This window comes from Roseburia sp. OM02-15, assembly GCF_003481835.1.
GTDB lineage: Bacteria > Bacillota > Clostridia > Lachnospirales > Lachnospiraceae > Eubacterium_I > Eubacterium_I ramulus_A.
On the sequence record NZ_QULX01000009.1, the window covers coordinates 62,066 to 80,877 of the forward strand.

The 18,812-nt window shown below is 44.2% G+C and carries 14 protein-coding genes and 1 pseudogene; 2 read left to right on the forward strand and 13 right to left on the reverse strand.

All coding sequences use genetic code 11. The annotated features are described in order from the left end of the window. Positions 1 to 8 precede the first annotated feature (8 nt). Positions 9 to 899, forward strand: a complete 891-nt coding sequence (locus DXB15_RS10160) for a sensor domain-containing diguanylate cyclase (RefSeq protein ID WP_109216749.1) — start codon at positions 9 to 11, stop codon at positions 897 to 899. Positions 900 to 1,230: 331 nt separating this feature from the next. On the opposite strand, the gene DXB15_RS10165 is transcribed toward DXB15_RS10160, so the two are convergent. From DXB15_RS10165 to DXB15_RS10225, 12 genes and pseudogenes are all read right to left on the reverse strand, one after another. Then, complete coding sequence (locus DXB15_RS10165) at positions 1,231 to 2,217, reverse strand: electron transfer flavoprotein subunit alpha/FixB family protein (protein ID WP_109216217.1); 987 nt, start codon at positions 2,215 to 2,217, stop codon at positions 1,231 to 1,233. Between the two features lie 12 nt (positions 2,218 to 2,229). Further along, a complete protein-coding gene (locus DXB15_RS10170) occupies positions 2,230 to 3,009 on the reverse strand; it encodes an electron transfer flavoprotein subunit beta/FixA family protein (protein WP_118702896.1) in 780 nt (259 codons plus the stop codon). 93 nt (positions 3,010 to 3,102) lie between these two features. Then, complete coding sequence (locus DXB15_RS10175; protein ID WP_109216219.1) at positions 3,103 to 4,239, reverse strand: acyl-CoA dehydrogenase family protein; 1,137 nt, start codon at positions 4,237 to 4,239, stop codon at positions 3,103 to 3,105. A gap of 157 nt (positions 4,240 to 4,396) precedes the next feature. Continuing rightward, positions 4,397 to 5,824 (reverse strand): FAD-binding oxidoreductase, encoded by a 1,428-nt coding sequence (locus tag DXB15_RS10180; RefSeq protein ID WP_109216225.1) that lies wholly within the window; start codon positions 5,822 to 5,824, stop codon positions 4,397 to 4,399. Positions 5,825 to 6,030: 206 nt separating this feature from the next. After that, positions 6,031 to 7,317, reverse strand: coding sequence for a nickel-dependent lactate racemase (gene larA / locus DXB15_RS10185; protein WP_109216220.1), 1,287 nt, complete (start codon positions 7,315 to 7,317; stop codon positions 6,031 to 6,033). Positions 7,318 to 7,743: 426 nt separating this feature from the next. Further along, positions 7,744 to 7,842: pseudogene (locus DXB15_RS17720) on the reverse strand (type II toxin-antitoxin system YoeB family toxin); the annotation flags it as partial. 219 nt (positions 7,843 to 8,061) lie between these two features. Beyond that, positions 8,062 to 8,850 carry an anaerobic sulfite reductase subunit AsrB gene (gene asrB, locus DXB15_RS10195; protein ID WP_109216221.1) on the reverse strand — a complete coding sequence of 263 codons (789 nt, stop codon included), beginning with the start codon at positions 8,848 to 8,850 and terminating at the stop codon, positions 8,062 to 8,064. 4 nt (positions 8,851 to 8,854) lie between these two features. Then, positions 8,855 to 9,907, reverse strand: coding sequence for an anaerobic sulfite reductase subunit AsrA (gene asrA / locus DXB15_RS10200; protein ID WP_118702897.1), 1,053 nt, complete (start codon positions 9,905 to 9,907; stop codon positions 8,855 to 8,857). Next, complete coding sequence (locus tag DXB15_RS10205; protein ID WP_118702898.1) at positions 9,892 to 10,569, reverse strand: TorD/DmsD family molecular chaperone; 678 nt, start codon at positions 10,567 to 10,569, stop codon at positions 9,892 to 9,894. The genes asrA and DXB15_RS10205 overlap by 16 nt, the downstream gene beginning before the upstream one ends. Then, positions 10,566 to 11,291 (reverse strand): 4Fe-4S dicluster domain-containing protein, encoded by a 726-nt coding sequence (locus DXB15_RS10210; protein ID WP_109216224.1) that lies wholly within the window; start codon positions 11,289 to 11,291, stop codon positions 10,566 to 10,568. The genes DXB15_RS10205 and DXB15_RS10210 overlap by 4 nt, the downstream gene beginning before the upstream one ends. Positions 11,292 to 11,310: 19 nt before the next feature. Next, on the reverse strand, positions 11,311 to 13,950 hold the full coding sequence (locus DXB15_RS10215; protein WP_243115631.1) for a molybdopterin-containing oxidoreductase family protein: 2,640 nt from the start codon (positions 13,948 to 13,950) through the stop codon (positions 11,311 to 11,313). A 362-nt stretch (positions 13,951 to 14,312) separates the two neighbouring features. Next, positions 14,313 to 16,385, reverse strand: coding sequence for an elongation factor G (locus DXB15_RS10225; RefSeq protein WP_109216228.1), 2,073 nt, complete (start codon positions 16,383 to 16,385; stop codon positions 14,313 to 14,315). 391 nt (positions 16,386 to 16,776) lie between these two features. Here DXB15_RS10225 and DXB15_RS10230 point away from each other — a divergent pair, with 391 nt between their 5' ends. Then, complete coding sequence (locus DXB15_RS10230) at positions 16,777 to 17,877, forward strand: prephenate dehydrogenase (protein WP_181369356.1); 1,101 nt, start codon at positions 16,777 to 16,779, stop codon at positions 17,875 to 17,877. A 159-nt stretch (positions 17,878 to 18,036) separates the two neighbouring features. Here DXB15_RS10230 and DXB15_RS10235 read toward each other — a convergent pair whose 3' ends face one another. Continuing rightward, positions 18,037 to 18,732, reverse strand: coding sequence for a hypothetical protein (locus tag DXB15_RS10235; protein WP_118702900.1), 696 nt, complete (start codon positions 18,730 to 18,732; stop codon positions 18,037 to 18,039). Between the last annotated feature and the right edge of the window lie 80 nt (positions 18,733 to 18,812).

The window sequence follows — 18,812 nt, forward strand, 5'->3', positions numbered from 1 at the left end:
GGATTTTTATGAGTGAAGACAAAAACTGTGACTTACTTTTTGAATATTTACGCAGTATTCTGTATGATTCCCAGATTCAAACGCTGGATGTGGCCAAACTGGAGGAACCATACCAGAAACTTGGGTTAGGACTGCAATTTCTGGAACGTGCGGTACGTGAGATGAAGACTTATTCCGAAGCTCTTTCCCGTGGAAATTTATCAGTAAAAACCCCACCAAGAGATAATTTTTTATGTGAAAATCTGAAAAATATTCACGCAAACTTAAATCATCTGACCTGGCAGGCAAAACAGGTAGCAAAAGGTGACTACTCTCAAAGCGTTTCTTATCTTGGGGAATTTTCGGAAGCTTTCAACACCATGACACGGCAGCTTCAGGAACGGGAAGAATCCTTTAGAGAAAGACTGCTGACGGAAGCTTATCTGGATCCTCTGACCGGCATTGGAAACCGCTACTTCCTTACGGAACAAATGACAGAATTACTCAAAAACAACAAACCACTGATCTTCTGCTACTGTGATCTGGATCATTTAAAATACATCAACGACCATTTCGGACATGTAGAAGGCGATAGATACATCTGCCATTTTGTAAAGACCGTAAAGAATTTCATACGAAAAGAAGATATTTTCGCCCGTGTCGGCGGAGATGAATTCTGTCTGGTTATGGAAGACTGGACCGCTGCTCAGGCAAAAGAACGCATCACCTATATGCAGACCGCATTTGAACATGTAGAGACCAAGCCATATCCGAAAGGATTCAGCTTTGGTGTCATAGAAATCCCGACAGATCACAAGGATTTGTGCGTCAACGACATTATCGAACAAGCTGACCACATCATGTACCAACAGAAAGCACAGCATAGACACATTTACACCAAGCAGTTATCAGATGAGTAGAAAAAGACTCTGTGTAAATTGAGGAAATCGAGTTATTTTTTCTTAGCGAGCGATTGGTTAGCCAATAAGACAAAATAACTCGATTTCCGTTTATTCAAGTCGAACGCACGTGAGACTTGGTGCGTGATTCTGGTCAGCGCAAGCTGACATCTTCTTTTCAGAATCACTGCACTCTACACTCCGTTTAGCAATGAAAAAACCGGTGCCCCATAACGGAAACACCGGTTTTTGTGATTCTTAGGAGAATCGTTAAAAATGTGTATAAAAATGGATTAGGATTAACATTTTTAAAGTTATTTTAAAAGAAAAAGAATGAAGTAATTGTTTATTTTTATGCTTCTTTGATTTTTTTGATTTCCTCGATCAACAGCGGCAGAACTTTCATGGCATCGCCAACAATACCCACATCTGCCACATCAAAAATCGGAGCATCTTCGTCTTTATTAATAGCGATGATATAGCCAGATCCAATCATACCGGATACATGCTGTGTAGCTCCGGATACACCGCAAGCAATATAAAGCTTCGGTGCAACGATCTTGCCGGACTGTCCAACCTGATGGGAACGACCAACCCACTCTTCTTCAATCGCCGGTCTGGTGGCACCTACGACACCACCGCAGACATCTGCCAATTCCTGAACCAGCGCAAAGTTTTCCTTGCTGCCCATACCACGACCGCCGGTTACGATAACATCTGCATCTTCCAGATTGACTGCCTCACTGATCTCTTTTACCACATTGGCAATCTTTGTAAATACAGACTCCTCCGGAATTTCTACTGTTTCTTCTATAATTTTGCCGGCTTTTCCCGCCTCAATTGATTTGGAAAAAGAACCGCCGCGAACGGTGGCTACTGCCGGCTGGGTATGCAATACAACATCATTTAAAATATTTCCGCCATAAACCGGGCAGGTAAATACATACTGATCGCCATCTGCCAAAATATTCATGACATCAACAGCGCATCCTGCCTCAAATTTCTGTGCAAGCAGCGGAGTGACATCTTTGCCCTCCTGTGTAGCTGCTGCCAGCACCAGTGACGGTGTATATTTTTCAACCAGTTTTGCAAGCATTGCTGCCCGCACTTCCGGTCTGCTTTCTGCTGTTTTTACGATTACTGCCTGATCTGCACCAGCCTCAACGGCTGTCTTTGCAGCTTCTTCCGGCGCTTCTGCAAGAATAGCTGCGATCACTTCTTCACCTTTTGCAGCTGCAAGCTCTTTTGCCTTTGCCAGAATCTCAAGGGCTGGTCCTACTGGAGCGCCCTGGGCAGTCTCAACATATACTAAAATATTTTTTCCATCTGTCAGACTCATTTCCACGACCTCCTACAATACCTTGGCATCCGCGATCAGCTTCATTGCATTAGCAACAGCTTCTTCCGGGGATTCCGCCTTGATTTTTACACCGGCCTGACGTTTTGCAGGCGCATATACTTTTACAACTTCCATAGAACTTGCCGGAACATCTCCGGTCACAAGTTCACCGATCGGTTTCTTTCTGGCTGCCATCTTGCTCTTGATGGTCGGATAACGCGGATCGTAATTTGGCTTCTGAATGGTCACAACACAAGGAAGTGAAGCTTCAATCTCATTGTATCCGGTCTCTGTTTCCTGTTTGATGGTTGCTTTTCCATCTGCTGCTTCTACGGCTACCACATTGGCAACTGCCGGAACATTTAACTCCGCTGCCAGCAACAAGCCAGTCTGACTTGCTGCATAGTCAGTAGATTCTTTCCCGCAAAATACAAGATCAAATGTCTTTCCTTCGGTTGCTTCAATGTCTGATTTTGCTTTTGCAAGAAGTTTTGCAACTGCCGCACCATCCAATTTTTCGGCCTCGTCATATTTTACGAGGTATGCATGGTCGGCACCGACTGCGAGACAGTTTTTTAAGGAGTTTTTCACACTGTCATCTCCGATGGATACCACAGTCACTTCACTCTCGCCAACAGCTTCTTTCAGACGTACTGCCATTTCTTCTGCATATGTATCAAATGCATTTACGACAGGTGTTACCCCGTCCAGTGCCGGTTTTCCTGTGGCTTCATCCAAAGAGATTTCCACAGAATCGTCCGGAACCTGTTTGATGCAAACTAATATTTCCATAATGATTTCTCCTGCATATTTTTTGTTCGTATTCCGCCAACTTTCAAAAAATGTCCATCGACGGAATACATATATTGTTAGATAAGGGATAACTTATTTACCGATCACACTGTTTGAGATAACGATTCTCTGTACTTCGTTTGTTCCCTCAAAGATCTGGAAGATCTTGGCATCTCTCAACAGTTTCTCTACCGGGTACTCACGGCTATAGCCATATCCGCCGAACATCTGAATGGCCTCAGAAGCAACTTCCATTGCGATATCAGAAGCATAGCATTTTGCAATTGCGGACTCTTTTGTATAAGGAAGACCCAGATCCATTTTTGTCAAGGCATGTGCTACCATCTGACGTGCGGTTTCTGTCTTGATCTCCATATCAGCTACTTTGAATTTCAGCGCCTGATTTTTGATGATCGGTTTGCCAAACTGTACACGCTCTTTGCCGTAAGCGATGGCCTCGTTGATACCTCTCTGTGCGATACCGGTTGCAACGCATCCCATCCAGGTACGCGCCTGATCCAGTGTCTGCATTGCGATGTTGAAGCCTTTTCCTTCCTCACCGATCAGGTTGGAAGCCGGGATTCTGACATCCTCAAGGACTACATCACAGGTGTTGGAAGTACGAATACCCATTTTGTTCTCTTCTTTTCCTGTGCTCAAGCCCGGAGTGCCTTTTTCTACGAAGAACATGGACATTCCTTTGACACCTTTTGTCTTGTCTGTCATGGCTGTTACACAGTAGAAAGAAGCAATGCCGCCGTTTGTGATAAAGCATTTTCTTCCGTTCAGTACATACTCGTCACCGTCTTTGACAGCGGTTGTCTTGCCTGCGCCTGCATCAGAACCAGCACCCGGCTCAGTCAGGCAGAACGCACCGAAGCCGCCTTCCAGGATCAGATCGCATGCACGCTGTTTTAACTCTTTACTTCCTGCGATCAGTACCGGTTTCATACCAAGTCCGCTGGCGGAAATGGTAGTTGCAAATCCAGCATCCGCAATTGCCATCTGCTCGATGAGAGCTGCCACATCTACTCTTGATAAACCCGGGCCACCAAACTCCTCCGGAACTTCCAGTGCCTGATATCCCTGCTCGATCGCTTTATCGTAAATCTCTTTCGGCCATTCGCCGGATACATCGTATGCTTTACACTGCTCTACGACTTCTTTATCGCAGAAATTTTTTACGTCCTGTAACAGATCCTGTGCTTCTTCAGAAATTAAATATGCCATTTTGACTCCTCCTTATAGTAAGTGATCCTATTTTTTCAAATATTATTTCAACTAATTGTTATTTTTCTCACAAAATCGGATTTTCAGTGTTCTACTGCTTCTACATTCCATTCTTGAAATTCTTTCAAAAAGCAGCACTCGTAAAATCAGCTTGTTTTTACAACTTGTAGCAAATCTTGCCCGGATTTAAGATCATCTTCGGATCAAAAACTTCTTTGATGCCTTTCATCAGACGCATGCTTGTCTCACCTGCAAATGCTGCCAGATAATCCATTTTTCCATAACCAATTCCGTGCTCGCCGGAAATCAGTCCGCCACACTCTGCCGCTTTTTTGTAAATAATATCCATGAAATCAGCAACCTGTTTTTTGAACTCTGCCTCATCCATATCGTTGGCACATGCATAAATATGTAAGTTTCCATCTCCTGCATGACCGAAGCTCTTGATGGTAAAATCATAGTTGGATTCCAGTGATTTTACAAAGGTCAGATAAGATGCAATCTGATTTACCGGAACGACGACATCGCATTCATCCAGCAATTTTGTCTCTGCCTCGATGGCTTCCAGGAAAGAACTTCTTGCTGCCCAGGCATCTTTTTTCTTCGCCGGTGTATCGGCAACCAATACGTCAATTGCTCCTGCTTCCAGTACAACTTCTGCTGCTTTCTCAGTGATTTCTTCCAGAGATTCCATATCCTCTCCGTCAAAAGTTACCAGCAGATATGCGCCAATGTCCACGCCCTCTAACTGCTGTGGGAACACGCTCTTACCAAGGTAACGCTCGGAAGCCAGAACAATTTCTTTTTCCATAAATTCAATGGCCTGTGGCTGTAAATGCTCCATGAAAAATTTCGGAACAGTTGCGATACAGTCTTCCAGGTTCTCATACGGAATGATCAGGCTGATGGTTTCCTTCGGTGCCGGAATCAGTTTTAAAGTCAGCTCTGTGATGATACCTAAAGTTCCCTCAGAACCGATCATCAGATTTAACAGGCTGTATCCGGTGGAAGTTTTGGAAACAGTTGCACCAAGTTTTACGATCTCGCCGGTTGGAAGTACTACGGTCATTGCTCTGACATAATCTCTTGTACATCCATATTTTACGGCTCTCATACCACCTGCGTTTGTAGATACGTTTCCGCCAAGAGTTGCAAATTTTTCACCCGGATCTGGTGGATATAAGAGTCCCTGTTTTTGTGCGTCCTCTGCAAGGTCGTTCAGCAAAACGCCTGCCTCTACACGAACTACAAAGTTCTCTTTGTCATACTCCAGAATCTTGTTCATCTTGGACATGTCGATCATGACACCGCCGTGCAGTGCAACAGATGCACCAGTCAGACCGGTTCCTGCACCTCTCGGAATGACCGGAATGCTGTTTTCAAAACACAGCTTCACGATTGCTGAAATATCCTCCGTTGTGGTTGCTTCGATCAATACGGTCGGAGCTCCTTTTCCGTAAATCGGCATTTCATCGTGAGAGTAATCTGCATTGATCTCATCTCCGGTGAATACCTTGCCCGGAACGATTTTTTTGAACTCTTCTATGAGTTCCGGTGTCACTTGGTTGTAGCTGTAATCTGCCATCATCCAAATCCTCCTTTTACACATTTCTCAAAATCTTTATCCTATCCCGTATTCTGAACACAATTACTTTGCAATTTCTATGTTCAAAATATAGGAGAATTATCATATTTCATCAAATTATTGACTTCAGATTTTATTTTTAACAGCTTATTTTTCACTGTATATTTTCACTTTCTGTCAGCGTAGTAAAAATATTATTTCAAGTGCTATTTTCTTCTTACAATCACGGATACACCATCTGGAATCACAGTGATCTTACTATCCGCCTTTCCCAGATATGCATCTGCCATGCGGATTGCCTCATCTACGCTCTCTGCGTAATCCATCTGCATGTCATTGACCAGCTGCTTCGGTGCCTGAGTCACCATGATGACTTTGTGATGCATCAGCACTCTGCACAAAATCTGTGCTTCCCACTGATCCGGAATCGTTTTGTCACGGGGTGTATCTAAGAAACGCTGCATGATCACATTTTTATCTCCGCCGCTGGCAAAGGTGTCATACAAAGACTGTCCGCCATGTCCATCAATGCAGCTGGAAACCATGATGATCACGCCGCCTGGATTACAGCTTGCCTCTGCTGCCGTCATACCTTTGACGGACTGGTAAATATTCTGGTCCAGTGGATATCCGCCATTTGTGGAAATCACGATATCGGAAGGAATCGCATCCACACCGGACATCTGATCCACGAATCTGCATCCTTCCCGGTGCGCTTCGTTGAAATCTCCGGCATATGCACGGATAACTTTTTTGTTCTCATCCAGTACCACATTTATGATAAAAGCAAGTTTTGCCTGTTCTGCCGCATAAATCATATCCCGATGGATCGGATTGCCTTCCAGCACGCCGGTTCTGGCATACTCGCTGGCGATAAACTCGGAACAATGGTTTGCCATGACGGTTGCTGCACTGGATACTCCCGGCAGTACACTTTTTCTTCCACCGGAAAAACCTGCAAAAAAGTGCGGTTCAATAAATCCTTCGGAAATCAGTAGATCTGCCTCAGCTGCGATCTTATTGATTTTCAATTTCCCACCGGATGGCAGTGTGCCAAGTTCTACCATGTCTGCATTTTCATGACTTTTATGGACTGCAAATGTGATGTCCTCACGATCTACAATATCTTCACCAAATTTGTAGATCAGTTCTTCTCTCGTGGTCGGTCTGTGAAAACCAGTGGCGATCAGAATCGTAATCTTTGCATTCGGATTACCTGCTTTGATTTCCTCTAAAACGCCCGGCATGATCACTTTACTTGGAACCGGTCTTGTGTGGTCACTGGCAATCAATACGATATTGTCTTTCCCCTTTGCCAGCTCCCGTAACCGTTTGGAGTGAATCGGATGCGCTAAGGCGTCTTTTACGATTTCCTCCTCTGGCTTGTCTGCCTGAAACTCATGCGCCTTGGAAACAAGGATACCATTCAGGCGATTGTCCGGAATTGTTACCTTCATTTTTTCTTTGCCAAAAGGTAAGGTTACCTCTGCCATGTTTTGATTCCCCCTCATAAAACAAGTTTGTTTTGTGTTCATTTACGAACGATTGTAAACGTTCGTTTTTGCTGTATATTCATTTCTGAATAATTATAAATACATGTTTTTACATGCTTAATTGTAAATATGCATTTTGGTACTGCCACTTTTGTTTTATTTTTTGGTAGTACCAATCAGTGTAAAAAATAAAGTTTTCAATGGCTTTTATTTTGATAATCACACTTACAAAAACTGAATCATCTTTTTATTTTCCTGAAAACATCTATTGTCTTAATTGGTTCTACCATTTCTTAACTAATTTATATTCTACTCATATTTGTTCTGTGAGTCAACATCATATCGCACAAAATTTTCCAGAAAAAAACAGCAGATTATACAAATTTCTTCGAATTTTGTCTCCAAAAAGAAAAACATCTCTCGGTGTTAATCTTCCTCATAATGATATTTTGCAGCATAAATGATCAAATTATCATTATGATCAATATCATAAACCAAGCGGTGTTCATCCGTAATTCTTCTACTATAGCCAGAACGATATTTTAAAGTATGTCAATCTTTTTTTATTCTATATGATCGACATTTTTTATATTCTAATATTTCCAATCACAACAGCAAACAATTTTCATGTAACTGAAATAAGGGTCTGGGTTCATTTTTTCTTGGCGTGCGATTGTTAGCCGCAAAGACAAAATGAACCCAGACCCTTTCCATATCCTAAATTTTCACCACAAAAGAATCTTTCTAGTCAAACAATTCTTTTGCTTTCGTATAATTAAATACCGGTCCCTCCAGACAAACATACGTCTCATTAATCTTACAATGTCCGCACTTTCCTACTGCGCAGGACATCTTCCGCTCAAAGGAAACCCAGATTTTCTCCGGCGGAACCCCGCATTTCATACACTCCAGCGCTGAAAACCGCATCATTGGAGGCGGACCTACGATGACCACATTATAATCATCGAAGGTATCAAAGGGCACATCCGGAATATATTTCGTAACCATTCCTTTGTGGAACCCCGGTGCCTCTGAGTTATCCAGACAATACGTACAATGGAAACGCTCTGCAAATTTCGCGCGTTCCTCATTGAACAACACACAGTTAATATCCTTAAATCCGGCAATCAAATACACAGATTTACAGATTTCCGGATGATCATAAAAATGGGTCAGTGTGGTTTTTACCGGAGACATACCCGTACCACCGCAGATAACCAGCAGATCTTTATTTTCAAACTGCTCCACCGGGAATGCATTTCCATACGGTCCACGCATGAAAAGTGTATCTCCTGCTTTCAGATCAAACACGCCCCCGGTCAGTCGTCCGACTTTACGGATGGTAAATTCCACATACCCCGGTCCTTTTCCACAGACAGAGATCGGTGCCTCTCCGATTTTCGGCAGAGACAGCTGGAAAAACTGTCCGTAACCCGGATCTTTGTCACATGCTACACGAATCGTAAACTCCGCTGTCGTCTGGCGCACAACATGTATGATTTTGTGTGGTTCCGGTTTCATAATATTTTCCATTGCTCTATGCCTCCTCTCCTGTATTCATTTTTTCAATTTCCGCTGCAAGTCCGTCCACCGCATCAAAAAATGAGATTTTTTTCGGACATCTCATATCACAGCGCCCGCATCCGATACACATCTGCGCATCGCAGGCAATGCCATGGCTTCCATCCTTTGCAAATCGATCTGCAAAATCATAAAATTTGTGCAGAATCTTAAAACGCATATTTGCTCCCGGCGTCTTGCGGGCACGACCACCACCTGCTGTCTGGGTAAATGTCTCCAGCATGCAGGAAGACCAGACTCTGCGGCGTTCTCCGCTTCGGCTTCCTTCCTGATAAATGACATCCACTGTATCAAAACAGCTGCAAGTTCCGCAGACAGTATTACATCCACCGCAGGACATACATTTTTCATCAAACTGATTCCAGTACTCCAGATCGCTGATTGGTTTTAACATACTGCGGTCTGTAATCTTCGGAATATGCAGTTTTTTCTGATTTTCCTGCACAAACTCCGGTGTAAAATCACAAGATGATGCTGATACAAAAGAAAAAGCAGCACCCAGTTTTTCATCTCTGACCTCTGCCAGCACCTCATGTTCGGTAATGCGAACTGCAGCATCGTACTTGTCCGTCTTGTTTGTTCCCATGGAAACACAGAAACAATGTTCAAAACTCTCCCGACATTCCAACATGACAACCTTTACTTTTTCCCGCAATCTGGCGTAAAAATAATCTGCATGACCGCCGTTTTCCATGAAAATGCAGTCCAGACGTGCCATTCCGTTGATATCACATGGACGGGCAAAAATGAGAACTCCCTTATCGTCTGCCAGTTCACTCTCTGTCACATCAGTATCGGTAAAATAAAACATCGTCTGTGACACTGGATAATACGCTTCCTTCGGGGAAAAATCGGACTGACGATCCAGCACGATCTGACCAATCGTCTTGATTTCCCGGTAACGAACTTTCTTTTTTCTCTGATCCCAGGCCGGTGCAAAAATATGATACTCCTCTGACCAGGCAGCCAAAATATCATTCATCTTGTCAAAATCTACGCGATATCCCATATTGCACCTCCCATTGCCAGCATTTCTTTCTCCTGCTCCAGAAATACACTTGTCAGTTTTCCAACTGCCTGATAAAACTCTGTCTGCGCATATTTGCTGATATCCATGCAGAGAGCGCCAGCCCATTTCAAGTGTGTGCACAGGAATTCATTCTGATCACGGTTTGACATTGCCACACGATCCGCATTGTCTGTCTGACAGGCAAGTAATTCTTCCTCGCACAGAACCGCCATAAATTCCAGTTCCAGACCGATATGGTCATTCATTGTGCGGAACATATCTTTGCTCGGCTCCCATCCGTGCAGTGCATACAAAGCCAATGTCTCCTGCTCGGTACGTCCTCCGATTTCATGTTTTTTATTTGTATAAATAGACTCATACGGAAACGCAGCCACACCGGTAGCCTCTCCTGCTGCCAGAAATGTCTTCGCATAATCCGCAGCCACATCCTCCAGATCCTCATTTTTCAGATCTGCGATGGACTTTGCCATACACGCATAAGCCTCAGCCAGCTCTGGATTTTCGCAATCTGTCGGAAACTGCATCTGCTTCATATTGGCCAGCGTCTCCGCATCCACTTCCATGATGTACAGACCGCCAAGGAAACGATAAAGTCCTGCTCTGGCTTTTGCCAGCTGTTTTCTTAATTCCACCTGTTTCATCCCTCTTTGGCCTCCTTTTTTTCATTCATTTCTGTGTGCACGACTTTGGCTTTTTTGAAATGATCTTCAAAAATTTTGTGAGCCATTTCGCTCTCCGGCTCCTCATAAATACCATTCCGCAGTGCTTCCTCAAATTCAAACGGAAGCATATCGATCCAATTCTGTTTTTTCAAAATAAAACGCCCGGACGGATGATTTCCGTTATCATCCTTCAATGTATATACATGACCTTCATTCTCTGCCAGAATTCTGGATACTTCGCTCTCCGGATCATTGATATCCCCGAAATGCAGTGCGCGACCGGAACAATTTTTCACGCAAACCGGCTCTTCGCCTTTTTCCCGCAGCTGCGCACAGCCGGTACACTTATCCATGACACGCAGTTCTTTATTAAAATTGTTTGCATGGAACGGACATGCCTTCCTGCAACTCTGACATCCGATGCAGATGTCCTGATCAATGCGGATCACTCCGTCTTCTTCATCCTTGTAACATGCGCCTGTCGGACACACATCCACACAACTCGGAGCCTCACACTGTTGGCACATTACCGGCAGAAAATACATCTGCAGGTCCGGATAGACCCCAGTCGGTCCCATATGATATAATGTGCTTCTGGAACGGCCCAAAGCCACTTCATTTTCAGTCTTGCAGGCAACCTGGCATCCACCTTTACAGCCGATGCACCGGTCCACTTCTACAACCATTGCATATTGTTTCATCACTCTGCCTCCTCGTTCCCTATGCTTTACCTAACGGAAGCCAATTTACAAAGTCTTCCGGTTTCTGCCAGATGCCTTCCGGCGCACTGTCCGCTTTGGAAATACGCACCTGATAAGCACGGAGTGTATGTGTACCAACGACATCGTTAAACGGTGCAGTGGATTTTGACAATACATTCACATTTGTCTCCTGCCATCCATGTGTCTTGGTGTTCATGGTCTCCGGATGCCAGAAACGCTCCATGCATACGGTTCCCGGATTGATTCCTTTTGTAACCAGCGCTTTTGCACGGATCTTGCCTCGTTTGGACTCTACCCAGACCCAGTCTCCCGGTGCGATGCCATATGCTTTTGCCACATCCGGATAGATCCAGATCTCCGGAACCGGATACAGTTCACGCATAGCTGCAGCATTACGCAATGTGGAATGATGATAGAACGGCACACGGCCATTTGTCATAACAAGTGGATACTCCCTCGCCGTATCGTCATCACGCACCGGACTCTCCACCGGCTCCAGATAATACGGCAGCGGCTCATAATCCTTATCTGCCGGTGCAAACTCGATCGGCAGGAACGGCTGACCGGTTCTTCCCAGTGTGATCATACTCTCAACATATACTTCAATCTTCTTCGACGGTGTGTCAAAGCCTTTCGGCAGCCCTGTCGCTTCATCAATCTGTTTGTATACATAATAGCTCTTCCACTCTTCTTTGGACATGTACTCGAATGGCGCTTTTTTCTTCATTTCTTCCCAGGTCATTCCGATCGCCGGTGTCAGATGATCAAAGAACTCATCCATGGAATCCCAATACGGAAGCTGATCCCCCATAAACTCCGGATCAAAAGCTTTCTGACACATCTCATGACCAAGCTCTGCACATTTTTTTGCCAGGCGGGACCAGATCAGAGTCTCATCCATGGTCTCCCAGAGATGAACTACCTGCTGTCTTGCCACCAGCATATTACAGGTTTCAACGATCATATCCGTCTCCAGCCACTCCTCTGTCGGCAGCAAAATGTCTGCATAGCAGGAAAAAGAAGTCGGATACATATACATATGTACGATAAAATCAAGTTTTTCAATGGCTTCTGCCCAACGACCGGATTCTGCCAGTACACCAAGTTTGTTTCCGGAACGGTCGATCCACATTCTCGGCTGATACGGTTTCTCTGTCAAAATCGCATTCAACACACTGCCCGGATGACCTGCATACCAGATACTTAATCCCTTATGTTCTCTTCCACCCAGACGTTTTTTCAACTGCTCTGGCGGCAGACATTTCAGTGCAACAGGAACCGGATAGTTCGGCACTTTCAGCACGCCACTGGTGCGGAACCGCTGCATCAGCGCGCCCGGTTTCTCCAGATTACCCATCAGGAAATCAATGGTGTCCGCAGCCATGGCAGCCTGCACGGAATTCGGTGTCTGATCTGTTGCCACACCAAGGCAGATACCGCTCGGAGAATTTTCCAGATACATCTCAATGGCGGCCTTGATCCGGTCTGCATCCAGCCAGCAGATCTCCGCTGCTTTCTCCAATGTAAACTCCTCGCAGCGCTCGTATAACAACTGCATACCGGTCTTGTATACTTTTCCATCTACTTCGTAAGTGCCCCATAACGCCGGGGCTAAATTTTCATCAAACGGATATTCCATCGGCTTCATGGAATCTGTCTTTTCATCCCATACATAAAAAGTATCTGGTGCACCGTTTTCTCCTTTCTTCGCACGGGCAAAGAAACGGCTCTCCACCTCGACCAGATACGGCAGGTTCGTCCAACGTGTTACAAACTCCTCATCGTATCTGCGGTTTACTAAAATGTATCGGATCCATGCCATCTGCAGGGCAACATCTGTACCTGGACGAATTGGCAGCCAGATATCTGCCTTAGCCGCATCCGGTGTAAAACGTGGATCAATGGAAATCGTTTTTACCCCTTTGGCACGCAGCTCATTTACCATACGACCGCCACTGGCCGGTGCAGAATAGGCAGGACCTGCGCCCCAGAGCACCAGACATTTGATCTGCGCATTTTCGTAATCATACAGCTCCAGTGCATTGGAATCCGCAATACTGGAATCTGCACCGCCGTACATCATGGCACAGGACAAAACACGTGGCAGGTAACACTGCGCACAGCCCGGCTCATACCAGTTCGGTGTACCGAAAATATTACAAAAACGGGCGATACTCCAGATCTCCGGGTTACCACCTCCTCCTGTGGTACAAAACAGTGCTTCCGCACCATATTTTTCACGGGTTTCCATGGCTTTTTCAGCCACACGGGTCAACGCCTCATCCCATGAAATTCTTCTCCAGCGTCCGCCTCCACGCTCTCCCACACGAAGCAGCGGATATTTGTTTCGATTCGGATGATACAGCGCCTGAATACCGGACAGACCTTTGGCACACATGCGCCCCTGGCTCATCGGATCCACCGGATTACCCTCCAATCGAATGACACGGCCATTTTTCACATGCGCCAGAACACCACAGTTTGCGATGCAGGCACGACAGGCCGTCTTTACAATTTTCTCTTCGTCATCGATTTCCATAACTTTCGGTTCGCATTTTGTCAGATATCTGCGCTTTGCGATCACCTGATCCAGTCCGGAAATTTCCAGTGATGAGAAAAAGTTTTTTGCATTTTTCACCAATTTTCCCTCCTTAATAATCCTAAAAATAGTCTAAAATAAAGTCCCACTTTCCTGTTAGTTTGTTTTTGTTTCGTTTTGTGCTGTTTGTTGTATCCTTTTGGTTTTCTTTGGTATACCAAAAGTATTTCTATCGAACTCCATTATAGTAGATGCACATCGCAATGTCAATAAACTTTCGTCTTCCCAAGTGAGTTGAAGGGACAAGGATTCATTGAGAAAAATGCCCCCTTCTCCCATTTACGTTTTCTATGTCGAAAGAATTTACATCTCTGAAATAAAGAAATCGGAAGATTTTTCCTTGGCAAGCGATTGTTAGCCGCAAAGGTAAAATCTTCCGAGTTCTTTTCACATATTAAATTTTACGCTTCTGCTCTCGCAGCCACTTCTTTCTCCTGTACATCAGAAGGTGCCTGCTCATAGCGTGCGAACTCATACTCATAAGTTCCGCTGCCGCCGGTCATGGAACGAAGATCGGTATTGTAACCAAACAGTGAGGACATCGGCACATCTGCGATAATCTCCTGTTTGCCACCCTCTACCGGATTCATTCCAAGTACACGGCCACGGCGTTTATTTAAATCTCCCATAATATCACCGGTATATTTATCCGGTACCAATACTTTTACTGAAGCAATTGGCTCTAATAAAATCGGGGAAGCATCCATAAATCCTTTTTTGAACGCCTGAATTGCTGCGGTCTTGAATGCCATCTCAGAGGAATCTACCGGATGGTAAGATCCATCGTATAATACAGCTTTTACGCCCACTACCGGGTAACCTGCCAGCGGTCCGCGCTCTACGGATTCCTGAATACCTTTTTCTACAGCCGGGAAGTAGTTTTTCGGAACAGCACCACCAACTACGATCTGGTCAAATTCATATGCTTCTTCCAGATTGCCGGATGGCTCGAATGTCATCTTAACGTGACCATACTGTCCATGTCCACCGGACTGTTTTTTGTATTTGTATTCTACATCTGCTTTCTTGCGGATGGTCTCACGGAATGCAACCTTCGGCTGCTCTAATGTGATCTCAACTTTGTATTTCTCTTTTAATTTGCTTACCACTACATCCAGCTGCTGATCACCGATGGCATACAGCAGAGACTGATGATTCTCACTGTCATTGACTGCTTTCAGTGTCAGGTCTTCCTGCATCATTTTCTGCAATGCCTGAGAAACTTTATCCACATCGGCTTTGTTTACCGGCTTGTAGCTCATATATGTATATGGTTTGGATACAGCTGTCTTGATAAATGTAAGCGGTGTTGCTTTTGTAGACAGGGTATCGGTTGTCACTACTTTATTTAATTTTGCAAGTGCTCCGATATCGCCGGCATGCAGCTCCGGTACTTCTTCCGGTTTGTTGCCGCGCAGTACATATAATTTACCGATCTTGTCATCCATACCGTGCTCTTCGTTGTACATTACATCGTCTGTCTTGATAACACCGGATGTAACTTTGATCAGAGAATATTTTCCGATAAACGGATCCACAATTGTTTTGAAAATATATGCACTCTTTGCTTTTGCAAAGTTAAAGTCTGCATCGTATACTTCATTTGTCTTGATATTGATGGCTTTGCACTGTTTTTTCTCCGGGCTTGGCAGATATTTTACAATATCATCCAGTAAAGTGTAGATACCTTTTGCCATTGTGCCGGAAGCCATGGAAATCGGAACCATGCTGCCATCGCATACGTTGGTATGTAATACCTGACGAATCTCATTTTCGGAGAAGGTATCGCCTGAGAAGTAACGATCCATATATTCTTCACTTGTCTCTGCAACGGATTCTAATAATGCTTCACGGCAGATCTCCAGGTTTTCGAAAGAGTAATCCGGAACATCTGTCTTATCAACGGTTCCGTCCTCTTTCCAGCGTTTTGCTTTCATCTGAATGACATTGACATAGCCAACGAACTGTCCGTTCTCACGGATCGGTAAATGTAACGGAGCGATCTTCTTTCCGTATAATTCCTGCAGGTCTACGACTACCTGACGGAAACTTGCGTTATCATCGTCCATATTGGTAACCCATATCATACGCGGAAGATTGTATTTCTCACAAATCTCCCATGCTTTCTGTGTACCGACTTCCACGCCGGCTTTACCATTTACCACAATAATTGCCGCATCGGCTGCAGCTGCTGCTTCTTCTACCTCACCGACAAAATCGAAAAATCCTGGAGTATCCAGCAGATTGATCTTTGTCTCTCTCCACTCGATCGGGACTACAGAAGTGCTGATAGAAAAACCACGTTTGATCTCTTCTTTATCATAATCACTGATGGTATTGCCATCTGTGACATTTCCCATACGATTGGTAATTCCGGACAGATAAGCCATTGCCTCAACCATTGTTGTCTTTCCAGAACCCCCATGTCCCAGTAAAACTACGTTACGGATCTTGTCAGTAGTATAAACGTTCATGTCATTTCCTCCAATACATAAAAAATCATGGTTATATTTTACTAAACTTTTCTCTTTTTTGCAACCTTTTTATAAAAAATGCACAAGTTTTATCATTATTTTCTCACAATTACTTCCTATACAAAGAAATTCTCTGAACGACAGCAAGTCTCAGACAAAACACTTCTATGACTCACTTCGAAAAACAGTTCCCGCCAATGTTCTTCCATCTTCTGTTTTCACTTTTACACTTTAAAGTGTTGACTTTTTCATGCAAATGCGTTATCATGGCAAAAGATGTCACTGGAATACATTTGAAATGTGTTAAAAAACGTATCAAAAAAGTACTGCTTTTTTCAAGTGACATGTAAAGTGAATCATTTATTAAATAAAGTTATGAAGGAGGTACATTATGATTCCAGAAAAAATCGGCTTTATCGGCCTTGGACATATCGGCGGTTCTGTAGCAAAGACGGTGCATCGCATCTATCCGGACATTCAGATCGTCGCTTATGATACCTGTCGTGCCACTCTGGATGCCGCATTATCCGACGGCATTATCACAGAAGCACTGGATCAGGTAGGCAAAGGATTTTCCGATTGTAATTATATCTATCTGTGTGCCCCTGTTCTCGACAATGCAGACTATGTCCGGGAATTATCCGGCATTCTGCATGATGATATGCTGTTGACGGATGTGGGAAGTGTCAAAACCGGCATCCATGAGCAGATCCAGAAATACCCGGATCTGGAACGACATTTTATCGGCGGTCATCCTATGTGCGGAACGGAGCACGTAGGCTATGAGTATTCCACCGCTTACATGCTGGAAAATGCATACTATATTCTGACTCCGACACGCACGGTTTCGCCTAAAAAAGTGGAGGAATTCGAAAAGTTTGTGGCATCCATCGGTGCAGTTCCGCTAATCCTGGATTACAAAAAACATGATTTTTCCGTTGGTTCCATCAGTCATCTGCCGACGGTCATCGCTTCCACACTGGTCAATCTGGTGAAAAACCTGGATGACTCTGACGAAACGCTGCGTACCATTGCTGCCGGCGGTTTCAAGGATATCACCCGTGTCGCATCCTCAGATCCTACCATGTGGGAAAATATCTGTGTGGCAAACCGAAACCAGATTTTAGAGCTGATTGATACTTATGTTAAAGCTCTGCAGCAGACACGAAATACCATTGCGGAAAGCCATCCGGAGGAGATCAAAGAATTTTTCAGTTCTGCCAAGGAATACCGCGATTCCTTCAATATCTCCCACCGCGGTCCGATCCGCCCGGTTTACCAGCTGTTCTGTGACCTGATTGATGAAGCCGGAGGAATCGCTACGATTGCTACGATCCTTGCCTCCAACAATATCAGTATCAAAAACATCGGTATCATTCACAACCGTGAGTTCCAGCAGGGTGTTTTGCAGGTGGAGTTTTATGAGGCAGATGCCTACGATCATGCGGTAGAATTGTTACGAAAATACCATTACACGGTATATGAGAAATAAAAGGAAACGATATTTAACGGCAAATACAGTATAATTTGCCGAAAGCACAAAAAGATGAAACAACCGTTTGTCTATGCAAACAGCTGCTTCATCTTTTTTAACCTTTTACCATTTACGATAAATCATTATGAAATGTCGCTAATATTTATTCCATCACCACTATTGTGCTATCGGTTGGATAGATGCAAGTACTGCCTCACACTCTGCCTGTCCCTGATCTGCCGGACCGGTAATGATCATAGTGATCATTTTTCCACCCATCTCAGTAACTGCATAACACTGATAAATGTTATTAGACTGATACTCTGCAATACCATCCAGAGAAACAAACTCTGTATTTCCGATGGTTTTTGTTCCAATCTCATTCATCGTATAAGTAATTCCCTGATCTGCATAGCTGGAAAGCTGCTGAGAAAGAGACTCTATATACTCCTGTGCAGTAATATCGCCAAACGCGCTCATATCTTCTGCCATCATAGCAATATTAGAACCAGTTGAGGAATTGTAAATATACAAATCATATGCTTCGGATGCATCCGCACTTCCTGTATCACCGGTAACTTCCTGTCCTTTGTCCTGTACTGCATTCATTTCTTCCTCTGTGCCGATCTGCCATCCTTCCGGAAGAGCAAATGTCATTCCAAGAGAAGTATTGGTATACACATTGTCTGTCCATACTCCTGCTTCATACTGCGGTTCATTCTTTGCTTCCTCTTCTGCACTGACTGACGCATCTGCCTGCTCTGCGGATGCAGAGGTATTGGAAGAAGTGTCGCCTGTCTTATTATTTCCACCACAGGCTGTCAAAGAACAGATCATGGCTGCCATTAAAATAGCTACTATTACTTTTTTCATTCTTCTAGTCTGCCTTTCTTTTTATTCCATTTATTGGTTAAAAACACTATTATTTTAATCGGTAAAACAAAAAAAGTCAA

Coding starts and splice junctions, on each gene's coding strand:
- DXB15_RS10210 (WP_109216224.1), bottom strand. CDS start 11,291: ATGAAACAATATGCAATGGTTGTAGAAGTGGACCGGTGCATCGGCTGT.
- DXB15_RS10160 (WP_109216749.1), top strand. CDS start 9: ATGAGTGAAGACAAAAACTGTGACTTACTTTTTGAATATTTACGCAGT.
- DXB15_RS10235 (WP_118702900.1), bottom strand. CDS start 18,732: ATGAAAAAAGTAATAGTAGCTATTTTAATGGCAGCCATGATCTGTTCT.
- DXB15_RS10205 (WP_118702898.1), bottom strand. CDS start 10,569: ATGAAACAGGTGGAATTAAGAAAACAGCTGGCAAAAGCCAGAGCAGGA.
- asrB (WP_109216221.1), bottom strand. CDS start 8,850: ATGGAAAATATTATGAAACCGGAACCACACAAAATCATACATGTTGTG.
- asrA (WP_118702897.1), bottom strand. CDS start 9,907: ATGGGATATCGCGTAGATTTTGACAAGATGAATGATATTTTGGCTGCC.
- DXB15_RS10180 (WP_109216225.1), bottom strand. CDS start 5,824: ATGGCAGATTACAGCTACAACCAAGTGACACCGGAACTCATAGAAGAG.
- DXB15_RS10165 (WP_109216217.1), bottom strand. CDS start 2,217: ATGAGTCTGACAGATGGAAAAAATATTTTAGTATATGTTGAGACTGCC.
- DXB15_RS10230 (WP_181369356.1), top strand. CDS start 16,777: ATGATTCCAGAAAAAATCGGCTTTATCGGCCTTGGACATATCGGCGGT.
- DXB15_RS10170 (WP_118702896.1), bottom strand. CDS start 3,009: ATGGAAATATTAGTTTGCATCAAACAGGTTCCGGACGATTCTGTGGAA.
- DXB15_RS10175 (WP_109216219.1), bottom strand. CDS start 4,239: ATGGCATATTTAATTTCTGAAGAAGCACAGGATCTGTTACAGGACGTA.
- DXB15_RS10225 (WP_109216228.1), bottom strand. CDS start 16,385: ATGAACGTTTATACTACTGACAAGATCCGTAACGTAGTTTTACTGGGA.
- larA (WP_109216220.1), bottom strand. CDS start 7,317: ATGGCAGAGGTAACCTTACCTTTTGGCAAAGAAAAAATGAAGGTAACA.